Origin of the sequence: Streptococcus parasanguinis (assembly GCF_047465465.1) — a bacterium.
In the GTDB taxonomy this organism is placed as follows: domain Bacteria; phylum Bacillota; class Bacilli; order Lactobacillales; family Streptococcaceae; genus Streptococcus; species Streptococcus parasanguinis_AI.
Genome location: NZ_JASGZU010000004.1, coordinates 15,743 through 42,107, shown reverse-complemented (window position 1 = coordinate 42,107; position 26,365 = coordinate 15,743). Strand labels below are relative to the sequence as shown.

Genomic DNA, 26,365 nt, shown 5'->3' with positions numbered 1-26,365 from the left:
GTCATTTACGCCCTTTGTAGCTTATTCTAATATCAAAAGGCCTTCTTTGATTTCAAATGGGTTGTTTGGGTTGATGCGGTCATAGAACATGATGCCGTTGGTGTGGTCGATCTCATGTTGAACGACGATGGAGTTGTAGCCCTTGAGTTTGATGCGTTTCTTTTCCCCATCTTTTGTGAAATACTCAACAGTCACACGGGCATGGCGAACCACATAGCCTGGGACGTTACGGTCTACAGAGAGACAGCCTTCACCGTCGCCAAGAGCTGCATCTTGAACAGAATGGGCGACAACCTTTGGATTGTACATGACTTCTTGAAGGCTATAGGCTTCTTTTGGTGGGTTGCCATCGGCATCTTCTGGATTGGGCACCAAAACAGCGATAATGCGTTTCGAGATGTCTAGCTGAGGAGCAGCGAGTCCAACTCCTCCACGGAGGCCAAGTTTTTCAGCCATAACAGGGTCTTGAGAATGGTGCAAGAATTGCATCATTTTTTCACCCAGGATAATTTCCTGATCAGACAAAGGGAAGGTCACGTCTTCTGCAACAGCTCGAAGTGTGGGATTTCCTTCACGGATGATGTCATCCATATCAATCAAATGGGATGCTCTTGTAACTTTTTCAATTGCTTTCATCGTTTTACTCTCACTTTCTTTCTACCCTCCATGATAACACAAAAGAGCCTAAAATTAAAGTTATCTGTCGACGGTTTCCGCATGTTTGATGGACAAATCCCTCATCCTTTTTGCATCTAAAATCGTATAGATCCGCCCTTCTCTTTGGATCAACCCCTCGTCAATCATCTGCTTGATCACGCGGCTAAGGTGGCGGTAGCTGATCCCAAAACGCAGGGCCAGCTGATTCATCTTGGGCTTGAGGGTCCCATTTTCATCACCATGTTCCAAAAAATGTGTAGCGAGGCGCTCCTTGACAGAATAATGAAAGTTGGCAGGAGCCAAATAGTTGATCTGGTGCAATTTCTCAGCCAAGGTCTTGGCCGTAGAGCGCAAAAAGGTCGGGTCCAGCAGGAGGTGGTCTTTGAAATGCCGAGCAGAGAGCTGGACGACTAGTGAGTCTTGGTCTGCAATGACCGATGTGATACAGACCCGATCGAGCAGGAGCTCAATCTCTCCTAACAGTCCAGGTTTTTCTTGGATTTCAAGGATGGTGTCGCTACCATTTTCAAGACTGTGGACGATCTTGAGCCGACCTTTGAGAAAATAAGGAATGACATCTTGGTCAGAACCCTGGCGGCAGATATACTCTCCAGCCTGATAGAGAACGAGGTCCAGCTGACTAAGACAGTCAACTGGAAAGATCTGATCCAATTGGTAATCAGTGATGATCTTCATGAGTTTCGTAGATGGGGTAATTTTTTTCATCTCAATCTCCTAAAATAGGACAAATGTCCTATTTTTCTCTTTCTAAATTGATTATACTAGGATTCTATTGAAAATACTAGTTTGAATCTTTTCTAAAAAAATAGTAAAGTCAAATGTTACCAGTAAAGTGTAGGAAATAAAAAAATGAAAAAAACAATGGAAAGAATCAGTCTCTTGAGCTTGTCGCTCATGCTGATCTCATCCTTTTCAATTACAGCCGGTTTGCCGGCTATGAAGGCCTATTTTAGCCACTTCGGTTATTCAGCAGGCCAGGTGGAACTCTTGGTTTCCCTGCCAGCCTTTGCGGTCGTGGCCATGCTCTTTTTAAATAGCCTGATCGAGCGGTGGATGAGTGAGCGCCAGATGATTGTCGTAGGGCTTTTGCTCTTTTCAACTAGTGGGCTCTTGCCTTTGATTGTGCAGGACTATCCTCTCATCTTTCTGAGTCGTCTGATCTTTGGTTTGGGGACAGGAATGATCAATGCCAAGGCTATTTCAATTATCAGTGAGCGCTACTCAGGCAATGATAAGACCCGGATGCTGGGTTATCGGGGGTCTGCTGAAGTGGTGGGCTCTGCCATTTTGACCTTTATTGTGGGACAACTCTTACCCCTAGGCTGGCCAGCGATCTTTGCCGTATATGGTGGTGGTTACTTGATTTTACTCCTCTATATCCTTTTTGTCCCTTATCCTAAGGAGAAAAAACAGGCTAGCTTGAAGGTGAAAAAGTCAGGATCCGTCCGCCTTCGCTCCCCTCAATGGCGTTTTAGTCTAATGCTAGCTGTGATTGCTGGTATCATCATTTGCTTCAATTCTATTATTAGCTTGCGCGTGCCGGATATCATTGTTGACGCTCGTATGGGAACAGCGACAACAGCTGGAACAGTCCTAAGTCTGATGCAATTGACAGGGATTGTAGCGGGAGTGGGCTTTGCTAGTTTGACACATGTTTTCAAAAAGAACTTGCTCATGATCATGTGCTTTGGTTTCGGTCTAGCGTTAGCCTTGATTGGCTTGTCTGGACAGCTGTGGAGCCTGGTTCTAGGAACCCTCTTGGCAGGATTTACCTACAGTACAGGAGTAACCAGTATCTTCTATCACCTATCTGAAAAAATTCCGACTAATCTTCTGAATCTTGCGACCTCGCTGGTCTTGATTGGCTGCAATCTCGGATCAGCCCTCTCTTCTTTCTTCATCCAGTTGGTGACGCCACTAGCTCCTACCAATCATCTGCTCTTTGTCTGGATTGGTGCTTTGATGGTCCTAACGGGAGTCTTCGCCTCACAATTACTAGCACGAACGAAATGATGGAGAAATCATTTCGTTTTTTTTAATTCAATCTATTGCGTCCTGTCACTAGCTCGTGTTATTATAGGAGGAGTGTGAAAAAAAGATTAGTTTAAAGGAAAAAATAATGAAAAAAATCATGGAGAAAGTGAGTATTCTCGCGCTTTCATTTATTTTGACGACCTCGTTTTCGATTTCGAGTGCGCAGTCGGCCATGTTTGCCTATTACAAGGGAATTCCTCACAGCATGATTGAGCTCTTGGTCTCGCTTCCTTCTGCCGGGATCATGGTTTCACTCATCTTCAATAAATGGATTGGACGCCTATTTTCAGAGCGTCAGATGATTGTGACGGGCTTAGTTGCTTACGCTCTATGTGGCTTTATTCCCTTAATCAGTCCAGCCTATCCGGTTGTCTTTTTGTCTCGGATTATTTTCGGGATGGCAGTTGGTTTGCTCAATGTTTCTGCCATTGCCATTATCAGTGAGCGCTATAAAGGAAAAGAACGCGTCCAAACCCTTGGCATTCGTGGTTCTGCAGAGGTTGTTGGGACGGCTGTATTAACCTTTGGAGTCAGCCTCTTGATTCGCTTTGGCTGGCAGGCTGCCTTTCTCGTTTACGGCATCAGTATTCCTATCTTACTTTTGTATCTCTTATTTGTGCCCTATGGATCTACGACGGAAGCAGTGGAGGAAAAACACCGGGATGTCAAGATGACGGGGGAACAATGGCGGACTGCACTCGGCTTAGCGGTCGTTGCGGCAGCTATCGTCTTGTCCAATGTCATGATCACCGTTCGGATTCCAAGTGTGGTAGAACAAGTTGGACATGGCACTGCCCAAACTGCAGGGGTTATATTAGCAGCCATGCAATTTGTGGGGATCTTGGCAGGTTTGGCCTTCTCGCCCTTGACCTATCTATTCCGTGATCGTTTATTATTGGTTTCGGGAGTAGCTTATGGTGTGGCCCAAATGTTGATCGGGGTCTCTCCAAATCTCTTGATTCTTGCCCTTGTAACCATTGCTTCTGGCTTCGCCTACAGTGTGGCTTTGACAACAGTTTACAATGTCTTATCTGATAAGATGCCAGCAGGGGTCTTGAGCCAGGCAACGTCCATTGCGGTTTTGGGATGTAGTACGGGTTCGATCGCAACGACCTTTGTCCTTAGTCTATTAGGGACGATCTCATCTGCTCCAGTCTTCATTTTTGGATTTTCTGGTATCCTCATGTTCCTGGTTTCCTTTTTTGGTCTTTGGATTGTACGAAAGAGCGGGAAGTAATCATGCGACTAGATAAATTTTTAGTGGATTGTGGCGTGGGGAGCAGGACCGAGGTCAAGCAACTCCTCAAGCAAAAGAAAATCGCAGTGAATGGAAAAAAAGAGACAACAGGCAAACTGCAGATTGATCCAGACAAGGATCAGGTGACCTTTATGGGAGAAGACCTGGTCCATGAAACCTTTGTGTATTATCTGCTCAATAAACCAGCGGGGGTCATCTCAGCGACAGAAGATGATCACCACCAAACTGTGCTAGATTTATTGGATGAGACAGCCCGTCACAAGGAAGTCTTTCCTGTGGGGCGTCTAGATATCGATACCCATGGCTTACTCCTTTTGACCAATAATGGCAAGCTCGCCCATGCCATGCTTTCGCCGAAGAAGCATGTGTCGAAGATCTACCGTGCCCATGTGGCTGGGATCATGGATGAGGCAGATGTAGCCCGTTTTGAAGCAGGCATTGCCCTCAAAGACTTCACCACCTTGCCTGCGAGATTGCAGATCTTAGAGGTGGATGAAGCAAGTGTCAGCTCCTATGTCGAAATTGAAATCGCTGAAGGAAAATTCCATCAGGTCAAGCGCATGGTCGCTGCCTGTGGCAAGGAAGTGGTGGATTTAGAGCGGATTTCTATGGGTCCTCTAACGCTAGACCCAAGCCTGAAATTGGGAGAATGGCGGAGACTCCAGCCTTCTGAACTCAAGTCCCTAGAGGTCTTCGGAGTTCCCTTATAAGCAAAAAACCAAGCAGTCTGATTCTTACAGACTGCTTGTTTTTATTTGTATCAAGAAAATGTACTGAAAAGACAAAAAATGAATTTAATTGCTTGTTATATCAAAGCAAATTGTTTATAATGAAAAAAGATAGGTTGTGTATAAATTCACAATATGTAGTGATAATTTTTCGACTCACATACCTTATCTAGTAAACGTAGAAAAAGGAGAAAAATCGTTTATGAAAAAGTGGCTCTATTCTGTTGTGACAACAGTTGCCCTATTTTTACTAGCGGCTTTAGGATTTGCCAAACCCAATAGTCCAGCTAAAGTCCATGCAGATACGATCAATGATGTTGTGACATCTGTAAACATCTCGAAATCAACTGGTGGAGCGATTACAGATCCACTCGGTGTTTGGGAGAGTTTTCAAGTTGAAGCAAACTTTGTGTTGCCGAATGGACGTGTAAAAAAGGGAGATCAGACCGTTATCCAACTTGGAGATGACTTTAAGGTCTTTGAAACGGACACCATCGACCTGCTGGATCCAAGTGGTCAAAAAGTTGCGATAGCAACGGTAGATGATCAAAGAAAAGTCATCACTGTAACCTATACGGATTATCCTGAAAGAATGGCCAATGTGACAGGGAAACTGCGTTTCTTTGCGCGTGTAGACCACCAAGTCGTCAAAGGTCAAAAGACACTTGATTTTACTCTCACGATCGATAAGAAAGTGATTTCAGGTGGGAATATCGATTACAAAGGGGTGAATCCGGGTGAAAATCCTCCTACTCCAGAAGTCTTTAGCAAATGGGGTTGGACCAACTCAGATAATAAATTAAAATTGACCTATACCTTGAACATCAATCAAGGTCACACAGCTCTTCATAATATTGATATTAAGGACCAATTGGCCTTTACAGATGGAAAAATCAAAGCAGATTCTATCAACATCCATACTGGAACTTGGCAGATCGATAACGAAGATGGTGCCTATCACTTAAGAGACACCACAAACGTCACCAAGAATTATTCCCCTGTTGTCAGCGCTGATGGTCGTTCTCTAACGGTTCATATTGGAGATCTAGCTCCTGAACAAGGGATGACTGTTCGCTATGATGTCTATTTGGACAAGGTCCCAGCCATCAATACATCCTTTAAAAACAATGCTAGCATGACAGCTACAGAAATCAAGGAACAAAATAAGGTTGCAGACATTCTGTATCAGTTCCTTGATGGAGACTTCAATGGTGAGAAATATTCCTTCACCATTCACAAAAAAGGTGAAAATGGTCAAGCGCTTGCAGGTGCTGTCTTTGCTGTGACAGCAGATGATACTGGTGAGCAAGTGGGAACCATCACGACAGATGAGAATGGTGTTGGCACCATTACGGGCTTGATCAAACAAGCTTATACGGTTCAAGAAATTCAAGCTCCAACAGGCTATGTTCTCTCTGAAGAACCTATCAAGATCAGCAAGGATGATTTTGGAAATGACCTCGCGATTTCTCGTGATGTCGTAAACCAAAAAGAAAAAACAAGCGTTGCTGGTCAAAAGACATGGAATGATAATGATAACCAAGATGGCAAGCGTCCATCAAAAATCACAGTCAATCTCCTAGCAAATGGGGTCAAAGTCGCTTCCAAAGAAGTGAAACCAGATGCTGCAGGAACTTGGGCTTATCAGTTTGATAATCTCGATGTGGTCGATGATGCTGGCAATGTCATTGCCTACACTGTTTCAGAAGAACCTGTTGAAGGCTATGAAACAACTATTGAGGGAACCAATATTACCAACAGTCGGACACCAGAAGTTGTTGAGATTCCAGTAACGAAAGTTTGGAAAGACAATGATAACCAAGATGGCGTTCGTCCTGACAAGGTCACTGTTCGTCTCCTTGCAGATGGTACAGAAGTAGCTAGCCAAGAGCTAAGTGCAGCGACTGATTGGAAGACAGTCTTTACCAATCTTCCAAAATACAATCACGGCAAACAAATTGTCTACACAGTCACAGAAGACACAGTAGCCAATTACTCTGCTGCGATTGATGGGACAACCATTACCAATAGCTACAAGCCAGGTAAAACCAGCGTCACTGTTACAAAACGTTGGGAAGACAACAATGACCAAGATAGCAAACGTCCAAGCGCCATTAAGGTACAGCTCTATGCAGATGGCAAAGCTCAAGGAAAAGAAGTGGAACTTTCTGCTAAAAATAACTGGACCCATACCTTTAGCAATTTGCCTCTAAAAGCGAAAGGCAAAGAGATTCAGTACCAAGTGAAAGAAGTTGGAACAGTCAAAGGCTATACTAGTACGGTCGATGACAGTAACAAGGGAAATGTAGTGATCACTAATAGCCGCACGCCAGAAGTAACGGAAGTAGCGGTTAAGAAGATCTGGGATGACGCAGACAACAAAGATGGTCTTCGTCCTGAAAAAATCACAGTTCGTCTCCATGCAGATGGTCAAGAAGTGGCTGTAAAAGAAATCACTGCTACTGACAATTGGCGGGCAAGCTTTACGGATCTACCAGTATACAAGGAAGGCAAGAAGATTGCCTACACCATTACAGAGGATCCAGTGGCAGGCTACACAGCAACTATTGATGGTTTCACGGTAACCAACCATCATACACCACCGGCAACCCCGCCAGGTACGCCCCCACCACCACCGTCTACAACTACACCACCACCGTCTACGACTACACCGCCGCCGTCAACAACTACACCGTCTACGACTCCATCGACAACCACACCAAGCACATCGGAGAAACCAGAAACTCCAACCACACCAACAGAGGGCAAGAAAAAAATTCTTCCATCAACTGGTGAAGTTGTTGCATACGGGTTGACCATACTTGGTGCACTTTTAGCAGTTTTTGCTTTGGCTTTGCTCTTGCGTGGTAAACGGAAAGAGAAATAAGCTTCATACAGATAAAAGACAAATATCCTAGAGATATTTGTCTTTTTGAATAACTGTCTAGAAGAATGATCCATCAAACCGTTCAAATTCCCAAGGTTCTTTTTAGAAATGAGAAAAGCTCCTCTCAAAGGAAACATAAGTGTTTGACAGAAAGATGAAATCTTGGTAGAATAAGAAGGTCGAATAGACAACTAACTCTTTCTTGGTAGCAGGATATGCCAAACCTGCCACTCGGATAGAGCATAAAGAAAAGGAGCTTATCATGGCAATCTCAAAAGAGAAAAAAAATGAAATCATTGCACAATACGCACGTCACGAAGGTGACACTGGTTCAGTAGAAGTACAAGTTGCTGTCCTTACTTGGGAAATCAACCACTTGAACGAACACATCAAACAACACAAAAAAGACCACGCTACTTACCGTGGTTTGATGAAGAAAATCGGTCGCCGTCGTAACTTGTTGGCTTACCTTCGTACAAACGACGTTAACCGTTACCGTGAGTTGATCAACTCTCTTGGACTTCGTCGTTAATCTTGCGTCTAAAACGTTTCTATACTTCGTTGACTTCGCCTCGATGTACCATTAGTACAATCTTCGGTTCGTCGCCTTGTCTAGAAACGTTTTATCCAGCAAGAATGGAGCCCTCTGAATTCAGAGGGCTTTTTTGTTAATTTTGATAGAATATACTCGAGTATAATCTTCGGCTACGGTTCCTAGCATCGTAAGGTAAAATAGACCAGAACTATCTCCCTTCGGGGAGATTTTTATTTTTACTAGGATTTTAGCCCGAGCTCAAATGAGTTCTCTGGCTTCAGAGGGCTTTTTTCTTGTCTTTTCCTTATCGAACGAGATCCATCATTTTGAGGAAGTCGTTTTGTTTGACAGATGTAATATATGGAGTTACAATTGATGCATCATAAGAAATAGAGGTTATCGATATGATTGAAATTACATATCTAGACGGTGCAAAACAAGAAAGAGTCATGCATTTTGATTCCTACGAAGAGTTTGAACGCTCCCAACAAGCCTGCTTGATTGGGGTAGCAGATTTTTATCCTGTTGTGAAACTGACCTATTATGGGCATGAGTTGGATTACCAAGGGACTTACGGGGATGTCTTCTTCTATTTGATGAAGCAAGATTTGACGCAGTACCAAAACTAAAGGAGAAAGAAAATGGCAAAAGCAATTACAGACGCAACATTTGAAGCAGAAACAAAAGAAGGCTTGGTCTTGGTAGACTTTTGGGCAACCTGGTGTGGTCCATGTCGCATGCAAGCTCCTATTTTAGAAAAATTATCGGAAGAACTTTCGGAAGATGAGTTAAAAATCCTGAAAATGGATGTGGATGAAAATCCAGAAACAGCGCGTGCTTTCGGTATTATGTCCATCCCAACCTTGCTCTTTAAAAAAGATGGGCAAGTGGTTAAACAAGTTGCTGGTGTACACACTGCAGCGCAAATTAAGGCCATTGTGGCGGAGTTGAGTTAAAAAGCAAAAAAGCTAAAGAGGAATGAACCTTCTTTAGCTTTTTTTATACGCGATGACATTCGTCTCTATTAGAGAGATTACCATGCTAATCCAATACTGGCTATTTCTTTTTTTGAAGCGAATTGCCCATTTGGTCTGTGCCATCTTCCACTTGCATCTCTATAATATCCACCGCCCGAAACAGTTTGATTTTGTGCTTGTTGTTGCTGCGCTTGTTGGGCAGCTGCAGCTTGTCTTGCCTGTTCAGCGGCTGCAGCTTGTCTTGCCTGTTCAGCGGCTGCGGCTTGTCGAGCTTGTTCAGCTTGTTGTTCTCTGACAGTAATGGCATTTTGTACTAATCCAACACGATGAGTTAAGCGATCTTTTGTTCCTTGATCCGCTACATTTGCGATGGCAGCTTGGGCTGGGGCAATATTTTCTGTTACTTGATTGTTTTCTAACGCTTGTACGGCAGACTCAGCTTGAGCAGCAAGTTGTTTTGCTTCAGCCTCTTTCTTTTCACGCTCTTCTTTTTCTTTTCGTTCCTGTTCTTCTTTCGCCTTTTTCTCGCGTTCTTCTTTTTCTTTTCGTTCTTGTTCTTCTTTTGCCTTTTTCTCTTTTTCAGCTTTCTCTGCTTTCTCTTTCTCAGCTTTTTCTTTTGCTTCTTTTTCACGTTTTGCCTCAGCCTCTTTTTTCGCACTTTCATCATTTTTAGAAGGAGTGGATGCAAAATGAGTGGCTTGAGCCTGCTCTTCTGGCTTAGTGGAAGCAATATTAGGGTTGACTAAGTATGCACCTCCGACTGCAAGAACTGAAGCAATAGCAGCGATATTTCTTTTAGCAGCGTTGGGTTTCTTTTTAGCAAAATACCAGGCAAATCCTATACCACCAAAAAATAGGATAGGAAGAATGATCTTGGGATTAAAAATCATAAAGAGGATTCCGAGACCGTAAAGAACGACTTTCCAAACTGGTTGGGCCATGATATAATCGACAAACTTTTTCATTTTTTTCTCCATATTTAGTAATATTTTCACAATAATCATACCATAATATAAAAGCGCTTTCAATTACTAACTGGTAATATTTAAATAAAAAATCAGACTTAGAATAAACTAAGTCTGAAAATTGTACTTATTCTCCCAATTCTGCACTGTAGGCAATGATTTGATCGACAGTGTCTGAAAGGAATTGGATGGTATCGCGGAGTGGTTTGTCAGTTGAGATATCTGCTCCGATAATCATGGCTGACTCAAGTGGTGTCTTGCTACCGCCTGATTTGAGGAGGTCCAGCCAATCTTTAGCTCCGTTTTCAGAGTTTTTCAAATGCAGGTAACCCGCTGTTGAGATTACTAATCCAGCTGAGTAGGTGTAGCTGTAAAGTCCCATGTAGTAGTGGCTTTGGCGCATCCAGGTCAAAGCCGCATCGTCATCTGTTTCAACAGCGTCTCCCCAGAATTCGGTCAAGACTTCCTTCATGATGCTATTGAGCTTGCTAGCGCCGAAGGTTCCACCTTCTTCAATCAGGGTGTAGACCTTGCGTTGGAAGGCTGCTTCCAGCAAGTGGGTGATGAAGTTGTGGAAGTAGGTGTCTGTCAAACGGTGAGCTAGGGCAAAGCGTTTTTGACGAGGATCGTCAAACTGGTGTTCCAAGTAGTCGCTGAGGAGGAGCTCGTTAAAAGTAGAAGGAGCTTCCACATAGTAGGTCGACATGTGGGCGTTGAAGTAGCTTTGGTTGTTGTCTGAGAAGATGAATTGACCAGAATGTCCGATCTCATGGATCAGGGTATAAACATCGCTCATCCGTCCTGTCCAACTCATCAGGACATAAGGATGGACGCGGTATGGATCGGCTGCATAACCACCGGAATCCTTGCCTTCATTGGCAGCAAAGTCGACCCAACGTTCGGTTTGGTAGCGGGCAATTTCGCGGGAATATTCTTCGCCAAGAGGTTCCACAGATTTCATGACCAAATCATAAGCATCATCAATGGTAACATCTGGGTTGAGCGCACTGTCCAAGTCCAACTTCCAATCAGCAAAGGTCATTTTCTCAAGGCCGTTGACCTTGGCCACGTGTTTGAGGAATTTTTGAGCTACTGGAGCGAAGTCCTTCATGATCAGGTCAATCTGACGATCAAACATGGCACGATCCACTTCCTGCTCAGCTAAGAGATAGTCAAATACGGAATCGTAGCCTCGCATATCTGCGATTAGTTTTTCAGATTTGACTTGGGCTAGATAGGTAGCAGCAGCCGTGTTTTGGTGCTTGCGGAGACCTTCTGAGAAGGAACGAAAGGCTTTTTCACGGACTTCCGCATTCTCATGGTTTTGGTAGAAGTTTTCATAGGTGACAAAGCTATTCTTGTAAACTTCTCCATCTACTTCAAAATCAGCCATTTCAAAGTCACCTGCCCGCATCTTGGTATAGATGTCTTGCGGTCCGTAGAAGACTTCACCAAGGTTGGTCAGAGTTTTTTCCACATCAGCTCCCAAGTAGTGAGCTTTTTTGATTTTAGCCTGACGAATGGCAAAAGTGAGGTGAGGGAGTTGTCCGAGACGTTCAAGGACTTCTTCATCCGCTTCTACCAAAGCATCATCAAAGAAGGAAAGTTCAACGCTGGCCCAAGTTTCGAAATCCATCCCTGCTTGGGCAATTTCCGCAAAAGCTTCATCGCTAAAGTCCGTCGTTTGGGGCATAAAGCTGTAGTTGCCAATGTGGCTGAGTTGGATCTGAATTTGTTCAAAGACTGCAAAGGCAGCTTCAAAGTCTTCAAAAGTGTGGAGCTTGCCCTTGTAGTTACGGACAAATTCATTGATTTCCTCGCGAGTCTTTTCAATGGCGCGCAAGAAGTCTTCCTGGTCTTGGTAGAGGGCTGTGAGGTCCCAGAGTTCGTTTTCAGGAAATTCAGAACGTTTTTTTAATTCCATAGTGTTCTCCTTTTGATCAAATAACTATACTAAGTATAGCAGAAAAAAAGACAGAAACATAGGGGGAGAGGGGAAAATGCTTGTGTAAAAATCTTGAAAAGAGCTGGGAAAACATTTTAGATTAAAATTTCAATTCTAACTACTATATTTAGGTAAGACATGGATTGAAATTTTGCTGATATACTAAGTACATCAGAGTATTGCATTTCATGCAATACTCAACACTAATAGCTATAAAGAATATAAGGATTGTTTGATAATTTTTTGTGGCAATTCTTATATTCAAAATTTTAGTAAAATGTTGCTAATTAGTGATAGGGGAGGTTATATATGGAAACAAGAGAAGAAATTGTCTCTAAATTAGAACTCATTCGTGAGAATATATTGGGATTTATTCAAGCCCGTTCACGTCAGGTTACACTTGTTAATCAAATGAGAACAGCCAAATTGATTCAACAAGATGAATATAACGACAACACATTGTCTCATAAATCCCTCAAGCTTGCTTTTTCAATTATGGTATTTTCAAGTATTTCGATACTATTAGGGGATTTATTGTATGTCATCTTACTTGGTGCTGTGAATCGATTAATCGGAGATATTATCTTTGAAGTATTATTCTTATCAGGATTTTTATTTCTATTGTATCGTCGTATGAAAGGTTCAAAGGATAGCTGGATTTATCCAGCGACACTGATTATGGGAGGGATCTTACTGGTATTCCCTCTACGTTTGCTTTTGACTCCTAATCCTATAACATTAATTCTACTTGGAGTATCAATTGTAGCCACCTATTTCATCATTCAAAATAAGCTGGAACTCATGATTGCGTTTGTGAATAAAGGTATTCGTAATAAAAATGAGCAGCATTTAAGAGATTACCAAGCAGTAGTTGCAGAAAATCAACGATTAGAATTGGCCTATCAGCAAGAGGGACGTTTGATGGAAAATTTCCGGAATCAAGCTGTAGCAATTGGTCAAGGATGGTACCCTAAAGATTATTATGCACTAGATGCAGTGAACTATCTTATTCACGCGTTTAATAATTTCAAAGCAGATAATATAAAGGAAGCAATTAATCTATACGATACATATTTAGACCGTGCAGCCCGTCGAGCCTTTGAGGCAGAGATGATCGAACTTGAAAAAGAGCAGATTATTAATCAAGAACGAATGATCAAGCTTCAAGAACATGCAAATATTTTAAGTGCTAGACAAATTGCAGAAACACAAGAAGCAGCTGCTGCATCACGTGCTGTAGCAAGTGAACTTGAGAATATTCGTTATGGAAGATAAGAAATCCGGGATAAATAGGTAGGGAAGTAAATAGAAGGAATATAATTATGAATAAAACAACAAAGAAAAGTATTGCTATCGGTGCTACTATTATTGCCGCTACTGCTGTAACTTCAGTTGTACAAGCTGAAGAAGCGCCAGTTGCTCAACCTCAGACAGGGACATCAGCAACTGTTTCAAATATTGACCATACTGCTGAGGTTACAAAAGAGGCAGTTGATACAGCAAAAGAGCAAGCTGATGCTGCGGCTAAAACGGTAACAGAACAAGAAAAGGTTGTCAGTGCAGCGGATCAAAAGGCTAAGGAAGCGGAAGCTGCTGAAAAAACGGCAGCAGCAACCTATGAAAAAACAAAAGAAGCTGCGAGGGAAGCAACTCCTGAAAATATTGCAAAAGCTGAAGAAGCCATTAAAACAAAAGAGGCTGGTGTGAAATCAGCTGAAGAAAGTGTAAAAACGGCTGAAGAAGGTGTGAAATCAGCTGAGACAGCAGAAGCCGAATCAGGAAAAAAATATGAAGAGGCTACTAAAAAAATAGAAGATGAAAAAGCAAAAGTCGCATTAGCCAAGGAAGAAGTGAAGAAGGCAGAACAAGCTCTTAATGAGACAACACTGACCAGAGCACAGGAGACAGTGACGATTGCGGGAAATAAACTGAAAGATGCAGAGTCTGTGAATAAAGCCGCTCAAGATGAATTGACTCGTGCAAAAGAATTCGACGCATCCCGTCAAGCTAAAATTGATGAAACAAAATCAGCTCTCGAAAAAGAACGTACTGAAAAGAACGTTCCTGCTCTTGAACAAGGTCTCGCTGATGCAAAAGCTAACGTAGAAGCAAAAGAAAAAGCTCTTGCTGAAACAAAAGCTAAAGCAGGTGTCGCTCAAGCTGAAGTTGATGAAGCTCAAAAAGCACTTGATGCAGCAAACGCCGCTTATCAAGAAAAAGTTGCTAAGTTGAAACAAGACGAAGCTCTCCGTAAAATCTTCGTTCCTGCTGACTATGCAAAACACGATATTAAGGACTACGAATGGTTCATCTCTCATAAAGATGAGTTCATGAAATTGCAACCAGAAATCGACTGGGATGCTTATAGCCAAACAGGCATTGGCTCTAATAAAGAAGTCGTCGATCTTGCAAATCTTACATCAGCTCAACGTAAAGAACTTGCTGAATTTACGGCTCAAATGTTGAATGACCTTAACCAACAATATTGGTCTAAACGCGAACCAGGTAAAACAATAGAACCTCTTCAATTGACAGTAGGTGGTCAAGAAATGGCTGACACTATCGCTCATGGATATTCTAAGTTCTATGCGGATAATGGAGGGACACCAGATAAGTTTAATTTTCTTAAAAATTGGGAACACCTATCTTCAATTCTTGGACAATACGGTGCGGGAGAATCTCTTGGGGGACTTTTACCAGAATGGCATAAAGAAAACTTTGACGGATACACTATGTTAAATATCAAACAAGACATTGCGAGCGCAATCCGTAAAATGATGTTTGCCGATGGTGACCAATCTAACGGTCACACAAAACATTTAATCACACTTCAAGGAACTGGTATTGGTATCGGTATAAGTTCTGGTGCGGTTCACATTTTGTCAACAAGCCGTGCTATGAACGAAGATAAGGCAGACTATATTAGTACTGATGCTGAATACAAATCCTCCCTTACTTCTTCGATTGCAGAGAAAGAACAAGCACTTCAGGCAGCAAAAGATAAGAAAATAGCAGCGGATAAAGCCGTTAAATCTGCTGAAAATGATCTTGCTTCTGCAAAATCAGCTCAAGTTGACGCTCAAACAAAATTGAACGCTGCTCAAAATGCTATTGCTAAAGCTCAAAAAGCATACGATGACGCGCTTGCGGTCAAAGAACAAACTCCAGCAGCTCAAGCTAAAGTAGTTGAAACTGCAAAAGCTCTTGAAACAGCTAAAGATGAACTTGCAACAGCTAAATCAAATCTTGCAAACTTGCAACAAGTTCGTGCACAACGCGAATCTGAATTAAAAGACGCTAAAGCTAAATTGGTTGCTCAAGAAGAAGATCTTAAACTTGCTCTTAAAACAGCAATCGACGCTGAAAACGATTTGAAAGCAAAAGGTCTTGCAACAACTGAAGCTAAAGCTAAAGTTGAACGTGCTAAACAAGCTGTCAAATCAGCAGAACAAGCCGTACAAGACGCAAAAGATTATCTTGAATTGCTCAAGAATGCTCCTACAAAACTTGCTGAAGCTGAAAAAGCACTAACTGAAGCAAAAGCTAAAACAGCTGAAGCTAAAGCAACTCTTGAAACAGAAGTTGCAAAACTTGAAGCTTTGAAAGTAAAAGCGAAAGTGGCTCAAGAAGATTACACTCGCGTCTTCGAAGCTTATCAAAAACTCGTTAAAGCGAAACAATTGGAAGAAGCAATTCGTCTCGAACAAGAACGTATCAAACACGAAGAAGAAACTCGTCGCAACGAACCAGTTCGTCATGAATCCACTCAAAACAAAGTGATGAAGACAATCGTCCCAATCGTAACAGGAACTCCTGGTGCAAACACACCAGTTGCAGCTCAAGAAGAACAAGCAAATATGAAGAAATTGCCATCAACTGGTGGAACTACAAGTACACTTGGACTTATGGGGCTAGCAATGGCAGCTCTAGGTTTTGTTGGATTGAAACGCAAACGCGAATCAAAATAAAAATTCTATTTAGGCTGGGGAAACCCAGCCTAAAATGATATAATTTTAAGAAAAAGATAGTTAAATGGGGAATTTTTTATGAAAAAGGTTATGATTACACTATTAGCAGGTGCATCCGTGCTATCTCTAGTAGCTTGCACGCCCAAACGTTATGAACGCCAAAGCAAACCGAAAACGGCAAGCTCTTCGTCGGTCAAAAAAGAGAAGAAGGATACAGGTCAAAAGCACTATCAAGAGGTATTAGATCGCTATAAGTCTTATGCGGTTGCCATTCATACTAAGGACAAAACAGCTTTACAAAATGAACTGAAGAAGATCGAAGCAACTTCAGAAGAATATGCGTATGTCTTTAACCTTCAAACACTTGGGAGTACCAATGAGTGGCAATATGCTTTTGATGATCTTAATCGTGATGGTAATGACGAACTGCTGATAGGGGATGGCAAAACGATTGCTGCTGTGTATTATTTGAAAGATAACCAGCCAACCTTGCTCCATGTAGCCTATGTAGCTTCTGCAGGTGGCTATCGCTCCAGCTTAGATGTTTTTGACAATGGACAAATCGTCTACGCCACTTGGCAATCCCTTAATCCAGAAATGGAATTGACCCTTTATTCTCTAGGAAAAGGGGAAGCCAAGGAAGAAAAGAAAGCAACCATTCAAATCGGTGGGAAGGAAACAGCAGAGCAGGCTCTCGGTATTTCAGCCAAGAAGTTAGACCTCAGTAAACTTGACTGGAAAACATTTGATGGTACAGGATACTCCAAATCAACAGCTAAAGCAGAAGAGAAAAAATCGGAAAGCTTTCAAGTACAAGTTAGCGTGGCCGATCTTCGTATTCGAAAAGAACCGTCTACTTCAGCACCCTCTGCAGGGATGATCTCAAAAGGAACTCACACCATTACGGAAACCGTAGATGCCGATGGTCATACCTGGGGCAAGCTTGAATCTGGACAAGGCTGGATCGCCCTTGACTTCACAACGCGTGTGGATGGTTCTAAATCAGCAAGCACAAGTAAGAAAAGCAGTGGAATGAATATTCAAGAAATTCAGAACGGTGATTTTTCAAGTATTGCAGGGACCTGGAGAAATGGGAAAGGAATGAGTGTAACATTTGATGATAACGGTATATCAAAGATAAATGGTGCACCAACAGATCAGGTTGTAGACCGCTTTAATCATGAATTTGGATACTTAAGTAGTAGTGTTCATTCAACTGCCCCAGCTGGTGCTTCAGCAATGAGTTTTTTCCCAGCAGGTCAAGAGTTTCCTGCATCATTAAAATATGGAAATTTTTCTGTTGATAATAGTAAGGATATTATTTATTGGGGTCAGAATGTTATTTCAGATCAAAGCGACTTGTTCTATAAGGAAGACTAAAAAAGGTTAGAAAAACAAAAAATTATATTTGCTAGTGGTCTCTTCATTGATACTGAGTAAATAGATTTCCTTTGATAGACTAGGATAAAAAAATAGGAGATATTGTGAAAAAATTTATTATTTTATTCTTAACAGTTGGTTCGGTAATTTCCCTAGCAGCCTGCGCCCCAAAACGCTATGAGCGTAAGCACAGTCCAGTAGGAGCTTCATCGGTCAAAAAATCATCTGACAAGGCGCAAGAAAAAGAACAGTCAGAAGAAGCTAAGTCAGATGAGCATGATAAAGAAGCCATTGGGACCTTGTCAAAAGCGGACCAAGCGGATATCTACTCGATCATTGAAAACAGTGCGTCTTTGACCTATTCACTTCAGGTGCAACCGACTCGCTTGCTAGAGTTGAACAATGATCACGGTGCGGTTGATGGTTACCCGCAAGACATGTTCATTGATTACTACAATACCTACACGCCGGGAACCTATAATCTGCAAGATGTCATTGATAAATTGAATGCAGAAGAGACATCGGACTCTATCCGCAGTCTGTCACAAGACAAGCTGATCCAACTGACAAACGAAAAGAAGGACGGCTGGCTCTATTCGACAAAAGACAAGGCCTTCTACGAAATTGTACCTGGTGGTCGTGGAGGAGCGATGCCACCGATGGAAATCCCTTCGCCTGATGAATGGGTGGTCAATGAAGATTCAGTTGAAGTGACAACGACTATCCAAGGTACTTCCGATCCATACAGACGTTTTGTCTTGAAACGTAACAATAAGAACTACAAGGGTGGAAGCCATAAAACATGCTTTTATGTCGACAGTACAGAATTCGCGAAATCTTAAAAATAAATAGAAGCTATACCTGGATCTAAAATTTTTATATAGGTCTCTTAGAAGATTCGCAGAAAAAGGCCCTTAAAGCCTTTTTCTTTTGGGCTTGAATATGTTAAAATAAAAGGTATACGTGCTTGGATACAAAGATGAGGATATAACAAATAGATGGGCTCTTGAAATTCCTATCTCGTTGAGTTGGGTAGCCTTAGTATCTTGAGTAATTGAATTTTGGCCTCATTTCTTAGGAAAAAAGATAAGCTTCCTAGCACTCATCGAGTGCGGCGTCACCTTCCTATTTTTCTACAGAAATGTTCGGCAAGCCGAACCGTCCAAAATATCTTGATAGTTGAACACGGGCTAAATCCCTAGTGAAAAAGATAGATTTCCTAGTGTGCGTGGCACACTGCGTCAATCTCCTATTTTCATACGGGATTCTTCACGCCCTTTGTATCCTGATTTTTGTAGGCAAGTCGTATAATTTTATCAATCCAAAGGGGATTACAATGACAAAACAAGTGTTTCAAACGACTTTTGCGGGTCGTGAGTTGATCGTAGAGACTGGTCAGGTTGCTAAGCAAGCAAATGGCTCTGTTGTCGTGCGTTATGGTGAGTCAACTGTCTTGACGGCAGCTGTCATGTCTAAGAAAATGGCAACTGGGGATTTCTTCCCACTTCAAGTCAACTACGAAGAAAAAATGTATGCGGCTGGGAAGTTTCCTGGTGGCTTTATGAAACGGGAAGGTCGTCCTTCTACTGATGCGACCTTGACAGCGCGTTTGATTGACCGTCCAATCCGTCCTATGTTTGCGGAAGGTTTCCGTAACGAAGTGCAAGTCATCAACACAGTCCTTTCTTACGATGAAAATGCATCTGCACCAATGGCAGCCATGTTTGGTTCATCATTGGCACTTTCTATCTCAGATATTCCGTTTGACGGACCAATTGCTGGGGTACAAGTAGGCTATGTGGACGGGGAAATCATCATCAACCCAACGCAAGAACAAGCAGAGCGCTCACTTCTTGAATTGACAGTAGCTGGTACCAAGCATGCTATCAACATGGTAGAGTCTGGTGCCAAAGAATTGTCAGAAGAAATCATGTTGGAAGCTCTTCTTAAAGGACATGAAGCCGTTAAAGAATTGATTGCCTTCCAAGAAGAAATCGTTGCGGCAGTTGGGAAAGAAAAAGCAGGAGTGGAATTGCTTCATGTGGATGCTGACTTGCAGGCTGAAATCATCGCAGCCTACAACAGCGACCTTCAAAAAGCAGTTCAAGTTGAAGAAAAATTGGCGCGTGAAGCTGCGACTCAAGCAATCAAAGACCAAGTCACAGCAGTTTACGAAGAAAAATATGCAGACCATGAAGAATTTGACCGCATCATGCGCGACGTGGCTGAAATCTTGGAACAAATGGAACACGCAGAAGTGCGCCGTTTGATCACAGAAGACAAGGTTCGTCCGGATGGTCGTAAGGTCGATGAAATCCGTCCTTTGGATGCACAAGTCGACTACCTTCCTCGTGTGCACGGTTCAGGACTCTTTACGCGTGGACAAACGCAAGCCCTTTCTGTCTTGACATTGGCACCAATGGGTGAAACGCAAATCATCGATGGTTTGGATCCAGAGTACAAGAAACGCTTTATGCACCACTATAACTTCCCACAATACTCTGTAGGGGAAACAGGGCGTTACGGTGCACCTGGTCGTCGTGAAATTGGTCACGGTGCTCTCGGTGAACGTGCCCTTGCCCAAGTATTGCCAAGCTTGGAAGAATTCCCATACGCCATCCGTTTGGTAGCAGAAGTATTGGAATCAAATGGTTCTTCATCTCAAGCATCTATCTGTGCGGGAACACTTGCCCTTATGGCTGGTGGTGTGCCAATCAAGGCGCCAGTAGCAGGTATTGCCATGGGTCTGATCTCAGATGGAAACAACTATACCGTATTGACAGATATCCAAGGTTTGGAAGACCACTTTGGAGATATGGACTTCAAGGTTGCTGGAACTCGTGACGGGATCACAGCCCTTCAAATGGATATCAAGATCCAAGGGATCACTGCAGAAATCTTGACAGAAGCGCTTGCCCAAGCCAAGAAAGCTCGTTTTGAAATCCTTGATGTCATCGAAGCAACCATTCCAGAAGTGCGTCCAGAATTGGCGCCAACTGCTCCGAAAATTGATACCATCAAGATTGATGTGGACAAGATCAAGATTGTCATCGGTAAGGGTGGAGAAACCATCGATAAGATCATCGCTGAAACAGGCGTTAAGATTGATATCGACGAAGAAGGAAACGTATCGATCTACTCGAGCGACCAAGATGCGATTAACCGTGCCAAGGAAATCATTGCTGGTTTGGTGCGTGAAGCCAAAGTGGATGAAGTCTACCATGCCAAAGTAGTTCGTATCGAGAAATTCGGGGCCTTTGTCAACCTCTTTGACAAGACGGATGCTCTCGTTCATATTTCTGAAATGGCTTGGACGCGCACCAACCGTGTCGAAGACTTGGTAGCGATCGGCGATGAAGTCGATGTCAAGATTATCAAGATTGATGAAAAAGGTCGTGTCGATGCTTCTATGAAAGCACTATTGCCACGTCCACCAAAACCTGAGCATACAGAAGAAAAAGGTGAAAAGGGTCCTCGTCATGGCGATCGTCCTCGTCACCACAACAAAGACCACAAACCTAAAAAAGACTTTACCATTACACAAAAAGATTCAGAATAATCATTAGAAAAGGAGGAGCACGGTATGGGATGGTGGCGTGAAACCATCAATATTGTAAAAGAAAATGACCCAGCAGCGCGTACCTCGCTGGAGGTCCTTTTGACCTATCCGGGCGTCAAAGCACTGGCAGCTCACCGTGTTTCCCACTTTTTGTGGAACCATGGTTTTAAGCTTCTAGCTCGGATGCACAGCCAATTCTGGCGTTTTTGGACCCAGATCGAGATCCATCCAGGTGCGACCATTGCTTCGGGTGTCTTTATCGACCATGGAGCGGGCCTCGTTATCGGGGAAACAGCCATTGTTGAAAAAGGCGTTATGCTCTACCACGGGGTGACCCTTGGGGGAACAGGAAAGGATGTCGGCAAACGCCATCCAACGGTACGTGAGGGAGCCTTGGTTTCCGCCCATGCTCAAGTCATCGGCCCGGTGGAAATCGGAGCCAAGGCCAAAGTCGGAGCGGGAGCTGTCGTCGTCTCAGATGTACCAAGTGATGTGACCGTTGTCGGTGTTCCTGCCAAGATTGTACGTGTACACGGTCGAAAAGATGAACCGGTCATTCACCAAGAAGAAGAAAAACGCGAATACTACATGAACAAGCTGGAGCATGCCAAGGAAGCTAGCCATCGGTCTTCGAGCTTGTAAGGAGATCGCTACGTGATTCAATCAACCAATACATTGAATGACCACCAACTACTGGAAGCAAAGTCCCTTATTGCCATCTGTCAGAACGATGACGGAACTTTTCGGGATCCTTATCTCTCCAATATGCTCAATTTTGATCCCGATATGCCGGCCTTTTTCCTTTATTACGAAAAAGGTGAACTTGTTGGCCTATTAACCGTCTATGCGGATGACCCAGATGTGGAAGTAGCGATCCTGGTCCACCCTAATCACCGTCGTCAGGGAATTGCGCGTGCTTTGTATGGAAGTTTTGAGAAAGAAACGGCATCTTATCCAATTGAGTCTGTGACTTTTCAGACAGAGCGTATTTTTCTAGAGAATCATCCTGATTTTGCCAGCAATTGGGGACTGGTTGAGGATGGCGAAACAGAAACCTGGTTAGGACGTGATCGAACCGCTTATGCATTAGATTCCCGTTCGGATGTCGGTGTGCTCTTGGCGGAACCTTCTTATCTTGAAGCCATTGCCCAGCTCCACCACCAAACCTTCTCAGATGAAGTGGAAGCACCGGAAGTGAGCCACAGATACATTTCAGAGGCCTTGAAGGATCCTGATAGTCTGCTTTACATATTACTCAAAGAAGGTCAAGTGATTGGCGTTTGTACGGTCGATGTATCTGGAAAATGCAATTACCTTTATGGACTTGCGATTGCTGAAGTCTATCGTGGGCAAGGTTACGGAAGCTATCTAGCAAAATCAGTCGTCAACCAAGTCATTGAGCAAAATGATAAGGAATTTCAGATTGCAGTGGAAGATAGCAATGTAGGTGCCAAACGCTTGTATGAAAAGATTGGCTTTATCAAACAGACTCAGGTGGTTTACTTGAAGCCAAAAGAGTAGAAACAGAAAGGAAATGAAGCGTGTTAAAAATTTATGATACTATGTCTCGTGATTTGCGAGAATTTATCCCCATCGAGGAAGGAAAGGTCCGCATGTATGTTTGTGGGCCAACGGTTTACAACTATATCCACGTAGGGAATGCCCGCTCAACAGTGGCCTTTGACACGATTCGTCGCTACTTTGAGTATCGTGGCTACGAAGTTGCCTACATTTCCAACTTTACAGATGTGGATGATAAGATCATTAACCGTGCCAAAGAAGAAGGCATTACGCCACAGGAAGTGGCAGACAAGTATATTGCGGCCTTCCGTGAGGATGTAACGGCTCTTGGCGTGAAACCTGCAACCCGCCACCCTCGTGTGGTCGAGTTTATGGATGGCATCATTCGTTTTGTCGCTGACTTGATCGAAAAAGGCTATGCTTATGAGAGTCAAGGCGATGTCTATTTCCGTGTGGAAAAATCCCACAACTATGCTAAGTTAGCCAATAAAACCCTAGAAGACTTGGAGCTAGGCGCTTCAGGTCGGACAGATGAGGAAACAGCTCGCAAGGAAAATCCAGTCGACTTTGCCCTTTGGAAAGCTGCCAAACCAGGTGAGATTTCTTGGGACAGTCCTTGGGGACCTGGTCGTCCGGGTTGGCATATCGAGTGTTCAGTCATGTCAACGGGGATTTTAGGGGATACTATTGATATCCACGGTGGTGGAGCCGACCTTGAGTTTCCACACCATACTAATGAAATTGCCCAGTCTGAAGCTAAAACAGGCAAGACTTTTGCCAATTACTGGATGCACAATGGCTTTGTCAATATTGATAATGTCAAGATGTCCAAATCCTTAGGCAACTTTATCACCGTGCATGATGCATTGAAGACTATCGACGGCCAAGTGCTTCGCTTCTTCTTTGCGACCCAGCATTACCGCAAGCCCATTAACTTCACAGAAAAAGCGGTGCGCGATGCGGAGACCAACCTCAAGTATTTGAAAAATACCTATGAGCAACCGTTCACAGGAGAAGTGGATCCAGCAGAATTGCAAAGCTTTGTGGACAAGTTTATCGCGGCTATGGATGAAGATATCAATGCGGCAAACGGCATCACCGTCGTCTTTGAATTGGCTAAATGGATCAATTCAGGTCACTACAACCAAGACGTCAAGGATGCCTTGACCAAGATGTTAGAAGTCTTTGGAGTGGTCTTTGTCGAAGAAGTCTTGGATGCGGATATTGAAGCCTTGATCGCTGAACGTCAGGAAGCGCGGGCTAAGAAAGATTTTGCGCGAGCAGATGCCATTCGCGATGAATTGGCTGCGCAAGGGATCAAGCTCTTGGATACAAAAGAAGGTGTAAGGTGGACACGTGATTGATGTCAATCTAATCAATGGGATTGCCCTTGCCTTTGAGGGAGATGCGGTCTATTCCATGTATATTCGCAGACACCTGATTTTTCAAGGGATGACCAAGCCCAATAAGCTTCATCAGGCTGCCACCCGCTATGTCTCTGCTCGGGCTCAGGCCAGCTTGATTGAAAGCATGCTGGAGCAAGAAATTCTGACGGAAAAAGAGTTGGAGATCTACAAGCGCGGTCGCAATACCAATAGCCATACCAAGGCCAAAAATGCGGATGTCGTGACCTATCGGATGTCGACGGGCTTTGAGGCTGTCATGGGCTATCTCCATATGACGGGGGAGCTCTCTCGTCTAGAAGAGCTGATTGACTGGTGCATCCAGCAAGTAGAAGAAGGAAGAAAGCAGTGAAAAATATCAGAGAGTGGTTTCCTCATGCAGAGGTGACGGATCAAGCCAATCCACCAGCTGGTTATGTAGCCATTCCCCTTCGGGCTCATCAATGGTTACTGCTGAAGGAAGAAGAGCTAACCGAGCGAGAAAAACAATTGATTTCCTGGTTGGGCGGTGAAGAAGAGGTTGCCCCTAATCCTTGGTACCAGTACCTGATCGATGGAAAGGGAGAAGCCCCTCAAGTCATCAAAAAAATGCAGCTCGTCTATTGCCACATCTCGCATTCAACAGCGGAAGGGACGGCTTCTTGGCTAGAGATGATGCAGACACTCTTGCCCAATTTCCGAGCAACCTTGCAACTGAGCGGACAAGATTATGTGCTCATTCTGGACCAAAACCAGTCTTTGCCTGTGGCCGATATCTTAAAAGATACCGTCTCTACCATGGAGTATGACTTCAATATTCGTTTATCTATCCTGGTCGGGCAAGTATGGACCGAGTCTAAAGACGGGAAAGTGTCTCCTGTCATCCGAGCAGAACAGGCGGTCTTTCGAGCTTGGATTCGAGAAGGCCATCAAGGTGTTTATCGCTTTTCTCAACTCTATCTGTGGGGAATAGAGCAGGCAGATCTGGATCTCACCCCGATCAAAGCAAGCTTGCATCAGTTGATTGAAAGTCAAGATCAATTGCAAGATATCATTGTTGCTCTTTGGGACAATGGGGCAGTCGTAACCAAGGCCGCCCAACAACTCTATCTCCACCGCAATTCGCTCCAATACAAGATTGACAAGTGGGAGGAGTTGACGGGTCTTCAGTTGAAAAATCTGACAGATCTAGCCCTGTGCTATCATTTGGTCTTACAAGATCTGATTTAAACGGAATCAATCCAGAGTTTTGTGCAACTTGCACAAAACTCTTTTTCTTTTTTGTGAGACTTGCCATAGATTTGTAAAACGTTTTCATTTACAATAGAACTATAAAAATCAAAGGAGTACCATCATGGTAGAATTGAATCTTAGTCACATTTATAAAAAATATCCAAATAGCGAACATTACTCAGTTGAAGACTTCAACTTGGACATCAAAGATAAAGAATTTATCGTTTTCGTAGGTCCTTCAGGATGTGGTAAATCAACGACTCTTCGTATGATCGCTGGTCTTGAAGACATCACAGAAGGTGAATGTTCAATCGATGGCACTGTTGTAAACAACGTGGCACCTAAAGACCGTGATATCGCCATGGTATTCCAAAACTACGCTCTTTACCCACACATGACTGTGTACGATAACATGGCATTTGGTTTGAAATTGCGTAAATACAGCAAGGAAGATATCGACAAACGTGTACAAGAAGCAGCTGAAATCCTTGGCTTGAAAGAATTCTTGGATCGTAAACCAGCTGACCTTTCTGGTGGTCAACGTCAACGTGTGGCTATGGGACGTGCCATTGTCCGTGATGCAAAAGTATTCTTGATGGATGAACCTTTGTCAAACTTGGATGCGAAACTTCGTGTATCCATGCGTGCTGAAATTGCGAAAATCCACCGTCGTATCGGAGCTACAACCATCTATGTAACCCACGACCAAACAGAAGCGATGACATTGGCTGACCGTATCGTTATCATGTCTGCTACTAAAAACCCAGCTGGTACTGGTACAATCGGACGTGTAGAACAAATCGGAACTCCTCAAGAAGTATACAAAAATCCAGTGAACAAATTTGTAGCTGGATTCATCGGAAGCCCTGCGATGAACTTCATCAATGTAAAATTGGAAGGTGGACACATCGTTGCCAATGGATTGAATTTGAAAGTTCCAGAAGGTGCTTTGAAAGTCTTGAAAGAAAAAGGCTATGATGGTAAAGAATTGATCTTTGGTATCCGTCCAGAAGACGTGAACACAGAAGCTGCTTTCCTTGAAACATTCCCAGAATCAGTCGTGAAAGCAACCATCTCTGTATCTGAGTTGCTTGGTTCAGAATCTCACTTGTACTGCCAAGTTGGTGACAACGAATTCATCGCTAAAGTAGATGCACGTGACTACCTTGGAACTGGTGAAACCATCGAACTTGGATTTGACTTGAACAAAGCTCACTTCTTCGACAAAGAAACTGAAAAAACAGTATACTAATACCTACTGAAACTGTAGAGACTGAGACGATATGTCTCAGTTTCTTTCATTTTAAGGAGACAA

Annotated in this window: 22 protein-coding genes; 18 read left to right on the top strand and 4 right to left on the bottom strand. The window is 43.2% G+C overall.

Going from position 1 to position 26,365, the window contains the following annotated elements:
* Positions 1-21 precede the first annotated feature (21 nt).
* Positions 22-636, bottom strand: coding sequence for a peptide deformylase (gene def / locus QM351_RS07635; RefSeq protein WP_003004253.1), 615 nt, complete (start codon positions 634-636; stop codon positions 22-24).
* Between the two features lie 60 nt (positions 637-696).
* On the bottom strand, positions 697-1,383 hold the full coding sequence (locus QM351_RS07630; RefSeq protein ID WP_414327133.1) for a cyclic nucleotide-binding domain-containing protein: 687 nt from the start codon (positions 1,381-1,383) through the stop codon (positions 697-699).
* Positions 1,384-1,527: 144 nt separating this feature from the next.
* On the opposite strand from QM351_RS07630, the gene QM351_RS07625 reads away from it, so the two are divergent.
* From QM351_RS07625 to trxA, 7 genes are all read left to right on the top strand, one after another.
* Complete coding sequence (locus QM351_RS07625; protein ID WP_414327132.1) at positions 1,528-2,691, top strand: MFS transporter; 1,164 nt, start codon at positions 1,528-1,530, stop codon at positions 2,689-2,691.
* A gap of 106 nt (positions 2,692-2,797) precedes the next feature.
* Positions 2,798-3,949 carry an MFS transporter gene (locus QM351_RS07620; protein ID WP_151191321.1) on the top strand — a complete coding sequence of 384 codons (1,152 nt, stop codon included), beginning with the start codon at positions 2,798-2,800 and terminating at the stop codon, positions 3,947-3,949.
* A 2-nt stretch (positions 3,950-3,951) separates the two neighbouring features.
* Positions 3,952-4,680, top strand: a complete 729-nt coding sequence (locus QM351_RS07615; protein WP_414327131.1) for a pseudouridine synthase — start codon at positions 3,952-3,954, stop codon at positions 4,678-4,680.
* Positions 4,681-4,900: 220 nt separating this feature from the next.
* A complete protein-coding gene (locus tag QM351_RS07610; RefSeq protein WP_414327130.1) occupies positions 4,901-7,585 on the top strand; it encodes a Cna B-type domain-containing protein in 2,685 nt (894 codons plus the stop codon).
* A 262-nt stretch (positions 7,586-7,847) separates the two neighbouring features.
* The gene (gene rpsO, locus QM351_RS07605) at positions 7,848-8,117 is read left to right on the top strand and encodes a 30S ribosomal protein S15 (protein ID WP_003004251.1); all 270 of its coding nucleotides are present in this window, start codon (positions 7,848-7,850) and stop codon (positions 8,115-8,117) included.
* Between the two features lie 407 nt (positions 8,118-8,524).
* Positions 8,525-8,749 (top strand): DUF4649 family protein, encoded by a 225-nt coding sequence (locus tag QM351_RS07600; RefSeq protein WP_414327129.1) that lies wholly within the window; start codon positions 8,525-8,527, stop codon positions 8,747-8,749.
* Between the two features lie 12 nt (positions 8,750-8,761).
* On the top strand, positions 8,762-9,076 hold the full coding sequence (trxA, locus tag QM351_RS07595; protein WP_003013593.1) for a thioredoxin: 315 nt from the start codon (positions 8,762-8,764) through the stop codon (positions 9,074-9,076).
* Between the two features lie 77 nt (positions 9,077-9,153).
* Here the strand turns inward: trxA and QM351_RS07590 are convergent, their stop codons facing one another.
* Positions 9,154-10,062 carry a calcium-binding protein gene (locus QM351_RS07590; RefSeq protein WP_414327128.1) on the bottom strand — a complete coding sequence of 303 codons (909 nt, stop codon included), beginning with the start codon at positions 10,060-10,062 and terminating at the stop codon, positions 9,154-9,156.
* A 127-nt stretch (positions 10,063-10,189) separates the two neighbouring features.
* Positions 10,190-11,986, bottom strand: a complete 1,797-nt coding sequence (gene pepF, locus QM351_RS07585; protein WP_414327127.1) for an oligoendopeptidase F — start codon at positions 11,984-11,986, stop codon at positions 10,190-10,192.
* A 330-nt stretch (positions 11,987-12,316) separates the two neighbouring features.
* Between pepF and QM351_RS07580 the strand changes: the two genes are divergently transcribed.
* The 11 genes from QM351_RS07580 (at position 12,317) to QM351_RS07530 (ending at position 26,302) form a co-directional block, all read left to right on the top strand.
* Positions 12,317-13,282: a hypothetical protein gene (locus QM351_RS07580; RefSeq protein WP_195327161.1), complete on the top strand. Its 966-nt coding sequence runs from the start codon at positions 12,317-12,319 to the stop codon at positions 13,280-13,282.
* Positions 13,283-13,329: 47 nt separating this feature from the next.
* Positions 13,330-15,975 carry an SEC10/PgrA surface exclusion domain-containing protein gene (locus QM351_RS07575; protein WP_195327160.1) on the top strand — a complete coding sequence of 882 codons (2,646 nt, stop codon included), beginning with the start codon at positions 13,330-13,332 and terminating at the stop codon, positions 15,973-15,975.
* A gap of 78 nt (positions 15,976-16,053) precedes the next feature.
* The gene (locus QM351_RS07570; RefSeq protein WP_021154406.1) at positions 16,054-17,355 is read left to right on the top strand and encodes a DUF6287 domain-containing protein; all 1,302 of its coding nucleotides are present in this window, start codon (positions 16,054-16,056) and stop codon (positions 17,353-17,355) included.
* Between the two features lie 104 nt (positions 17,356-17,459).
* Positions 17,460-18,197: a hypothetical protein gene (locus tag QM351_RS07565; protein WP_414327126.1), complete on the top strand. Its 738-nt coding sequence runs from the start codon at positions 17,460-17,462 to the stop codon at positions 18,195-18,197.
* Between the two features lie 494 nt (positions 18,198-18,691).
* On the top strand, positions 18,692-20,914 hold the full coding sequence (gene pnp / locus QM351_RS07560) for a polyribonucleotide nucleotidyltransferase (protein ID WP_223325187.1): 2,223 nt from the start codon (positions 18,692-18,694) through the stop codon (positions 20,912-20,914).
* Between the two features lie 24 nt (positions 20,915-20,938).
* Entirely contained in the window at positions 20,939-21,556 is a 618-nt protein-coding gene (gene cysE / locus QM351_RS07555) for a serine O-acetyltransferase (RefSeq protein ID WP_003018264.1), read from the top strand.
* 12 nt (positions 21,557-21,568) lie between these two features.
* A complete protein-coding gene (locus tag QM351_RS07550) occupies positions 21,569-22,435 on the top strand; it encodes a GNAT family N-acetyltransferase (protein WP_414327125.1) in 867 nt (288 codons plus the stop codon).
* 20 nt (positions 22,436-22,455) lie between these two features.
* On the top strand, positions 22,456-23,799 hold the full coding sequence (gene cysS, locus QM351_RS07545) for a cysteine--tRNA ligase (RefSeq protein WP_414327124.1): 1,344 nt from the start codon (positions 22,456-22,458) through the stop codon (positions 23,797-23,799).
* Positions 23,792-24,190 (top strand): Mini-ribonuclease 3, encoded by a 399-nt coding sequence (locus tag QM351_RS07540; protein WP_003004765.1) that lies wholly within the window; start codon positions 23,792-23,794, stop codon positions 24,188-24,190. Before cysS ends, QM351_RS07540 begins: the two co-directional genes overlap by 8 nt.
* Entirely contained in the window at positions 24,187-25,047 is an 861-nt protein-coding gene (locus QM351_RS07535; protein ID WP_414327123.1) for a helix-turn-helix domain-containing protein, read from the top strand. The genes QM351_RS07540 and QM351_RS07535 overlap by 4 nt, the downstream gene beginning before the upstream one ends.
* A gap of 124 nt (positions 25,048-25,171) precedes the next feature.
* Positions 25,172-26,302 carry an ABC transporter ATP-binding protein gene (locus tag QM351_RS07530; RefSeq protein ID WP_003010064.1) on the top strand — a complete coding sequence of 377 codons (1,131 nt, stop codon included), beginning with the start codon at positions 25,172-25,174 and terminating at the stop codon, positions 26,300-26,302.
* Positions 26,303-26,365 lie beyond the last annotated feature (63 nt).

Bases quoted from the DNA above. Each gene is read 5' to 3' on its own strand.
- pepF (WP_414327127.1), bottom strand. From the start codon at position 11,986: ATGGAATTAAAAAAACGTTCTGAATTTCCTGAAAACGAACTCTGGGAC.
- def (WP_003004253.1), bottom strand. From the start codon at position 636: ATGAAAGCAATTGAAAAAGTTACAAGAGCATCCCATTTGATTGATATG.
- QM351_RS07530 (WP_003010064.1), top strand. From the start codon at position 25,172: ATGGTAGAATTGAATCTTAGTCACATTTATAAAAAATATCCAAATAGC.
- trxA (WP_003013593.1), top strand. From the start codon at position 8,762: ATGGCAAAAGCAATTACAGACGCAACATTTGAAGCAGAAACAAAAGAA.
- QM351_RS07610 (WP_414327130.1), top strand. From the start codon at position 4,901: ATGAAAAAGTGGCTCTATTCTGTTGTGACAACAGTTGCCCTATTTTTA.
- QM351_RS07590 (WP_414327128.1), bottom strand. From the start codon at position 10,062: ATGAAAAAGTTTGTCGATTATATCATGGCCCAACCAGTTTGGAAAGTC.
- QM351_RS07580 (WP_195327161.1), top strand. From the start codon at position 12,317: ATGGAAACAAGAGAAGAAATTGTCTCTAAATTAGAACTCATTCGTGAG.
- QM351_RS07630 (WP_414327133.1), bottom strand. From the start codon at position 1,383: ATGAAAAAAATTACCCCATCTACGAAACTCATGAAGATCATCACTGAT.
- QM351_RS07620 (WP_151191321.1), top strand. From the start codon at position 2,798: ATGAAAAAAATCATGGAGAAAGTGAGTATTCTCGCGCTTTCATTTATT.
- cysE (WP_003018264.1), top strand. From the start codon at position 20,939: ATGGGATGGTGGCGTGAAACCATCAATATTGTAAAAGAAAATGACCCA.
- pnp (WP_223325187.1), top strand. From the start codon at position 18,692: ATGACAAAACAAGTGTTTCAAACGACTTTTGCGGGTCGTGAGTTGATC.
- QM351_RS07600 (WP_414327129.1), top strand. From the start codon at position 8,525: ATGATTGAAATTACATATCTAGACGGTGCAAAACAAGAAAGAGTCATG.
- QM351_RS07575 (WP_195327160.1), top strand. From the start codon at position 13,330: ATGAATAAAACAACAAAGAAAAGTATTGCTATCGGTGCTACTATTATT.
- rpsO (WP_003004251.1), top strand. From the start codon at position 7,848: ATGGCAATCTCAAAAGAGAAAAAAAATGAAATCATTGCACAATACGCA.
- QM351_RS07615 (WP_414327131.1), top strand. From the start codon at position 3,952: ATGCGACTAGATAAATTTTTAGTGGATTGTGGCGTGGGGAGCAGGACC.
- QM351_RS07570 (WP_021154406.1), top strand. From the start codon at position 16,054: ATGAAAAAGGTTATGATTACACTATTAGCAGGTGCATCCGTGCTATCT.
- QM351_RS07625 (WP_414327132.1), top strand. From the start codon at position 1,528: ATGAAAAAAACAATGGAAAGAATCAGTCTCTTGAGCTTGTCGCTCATG.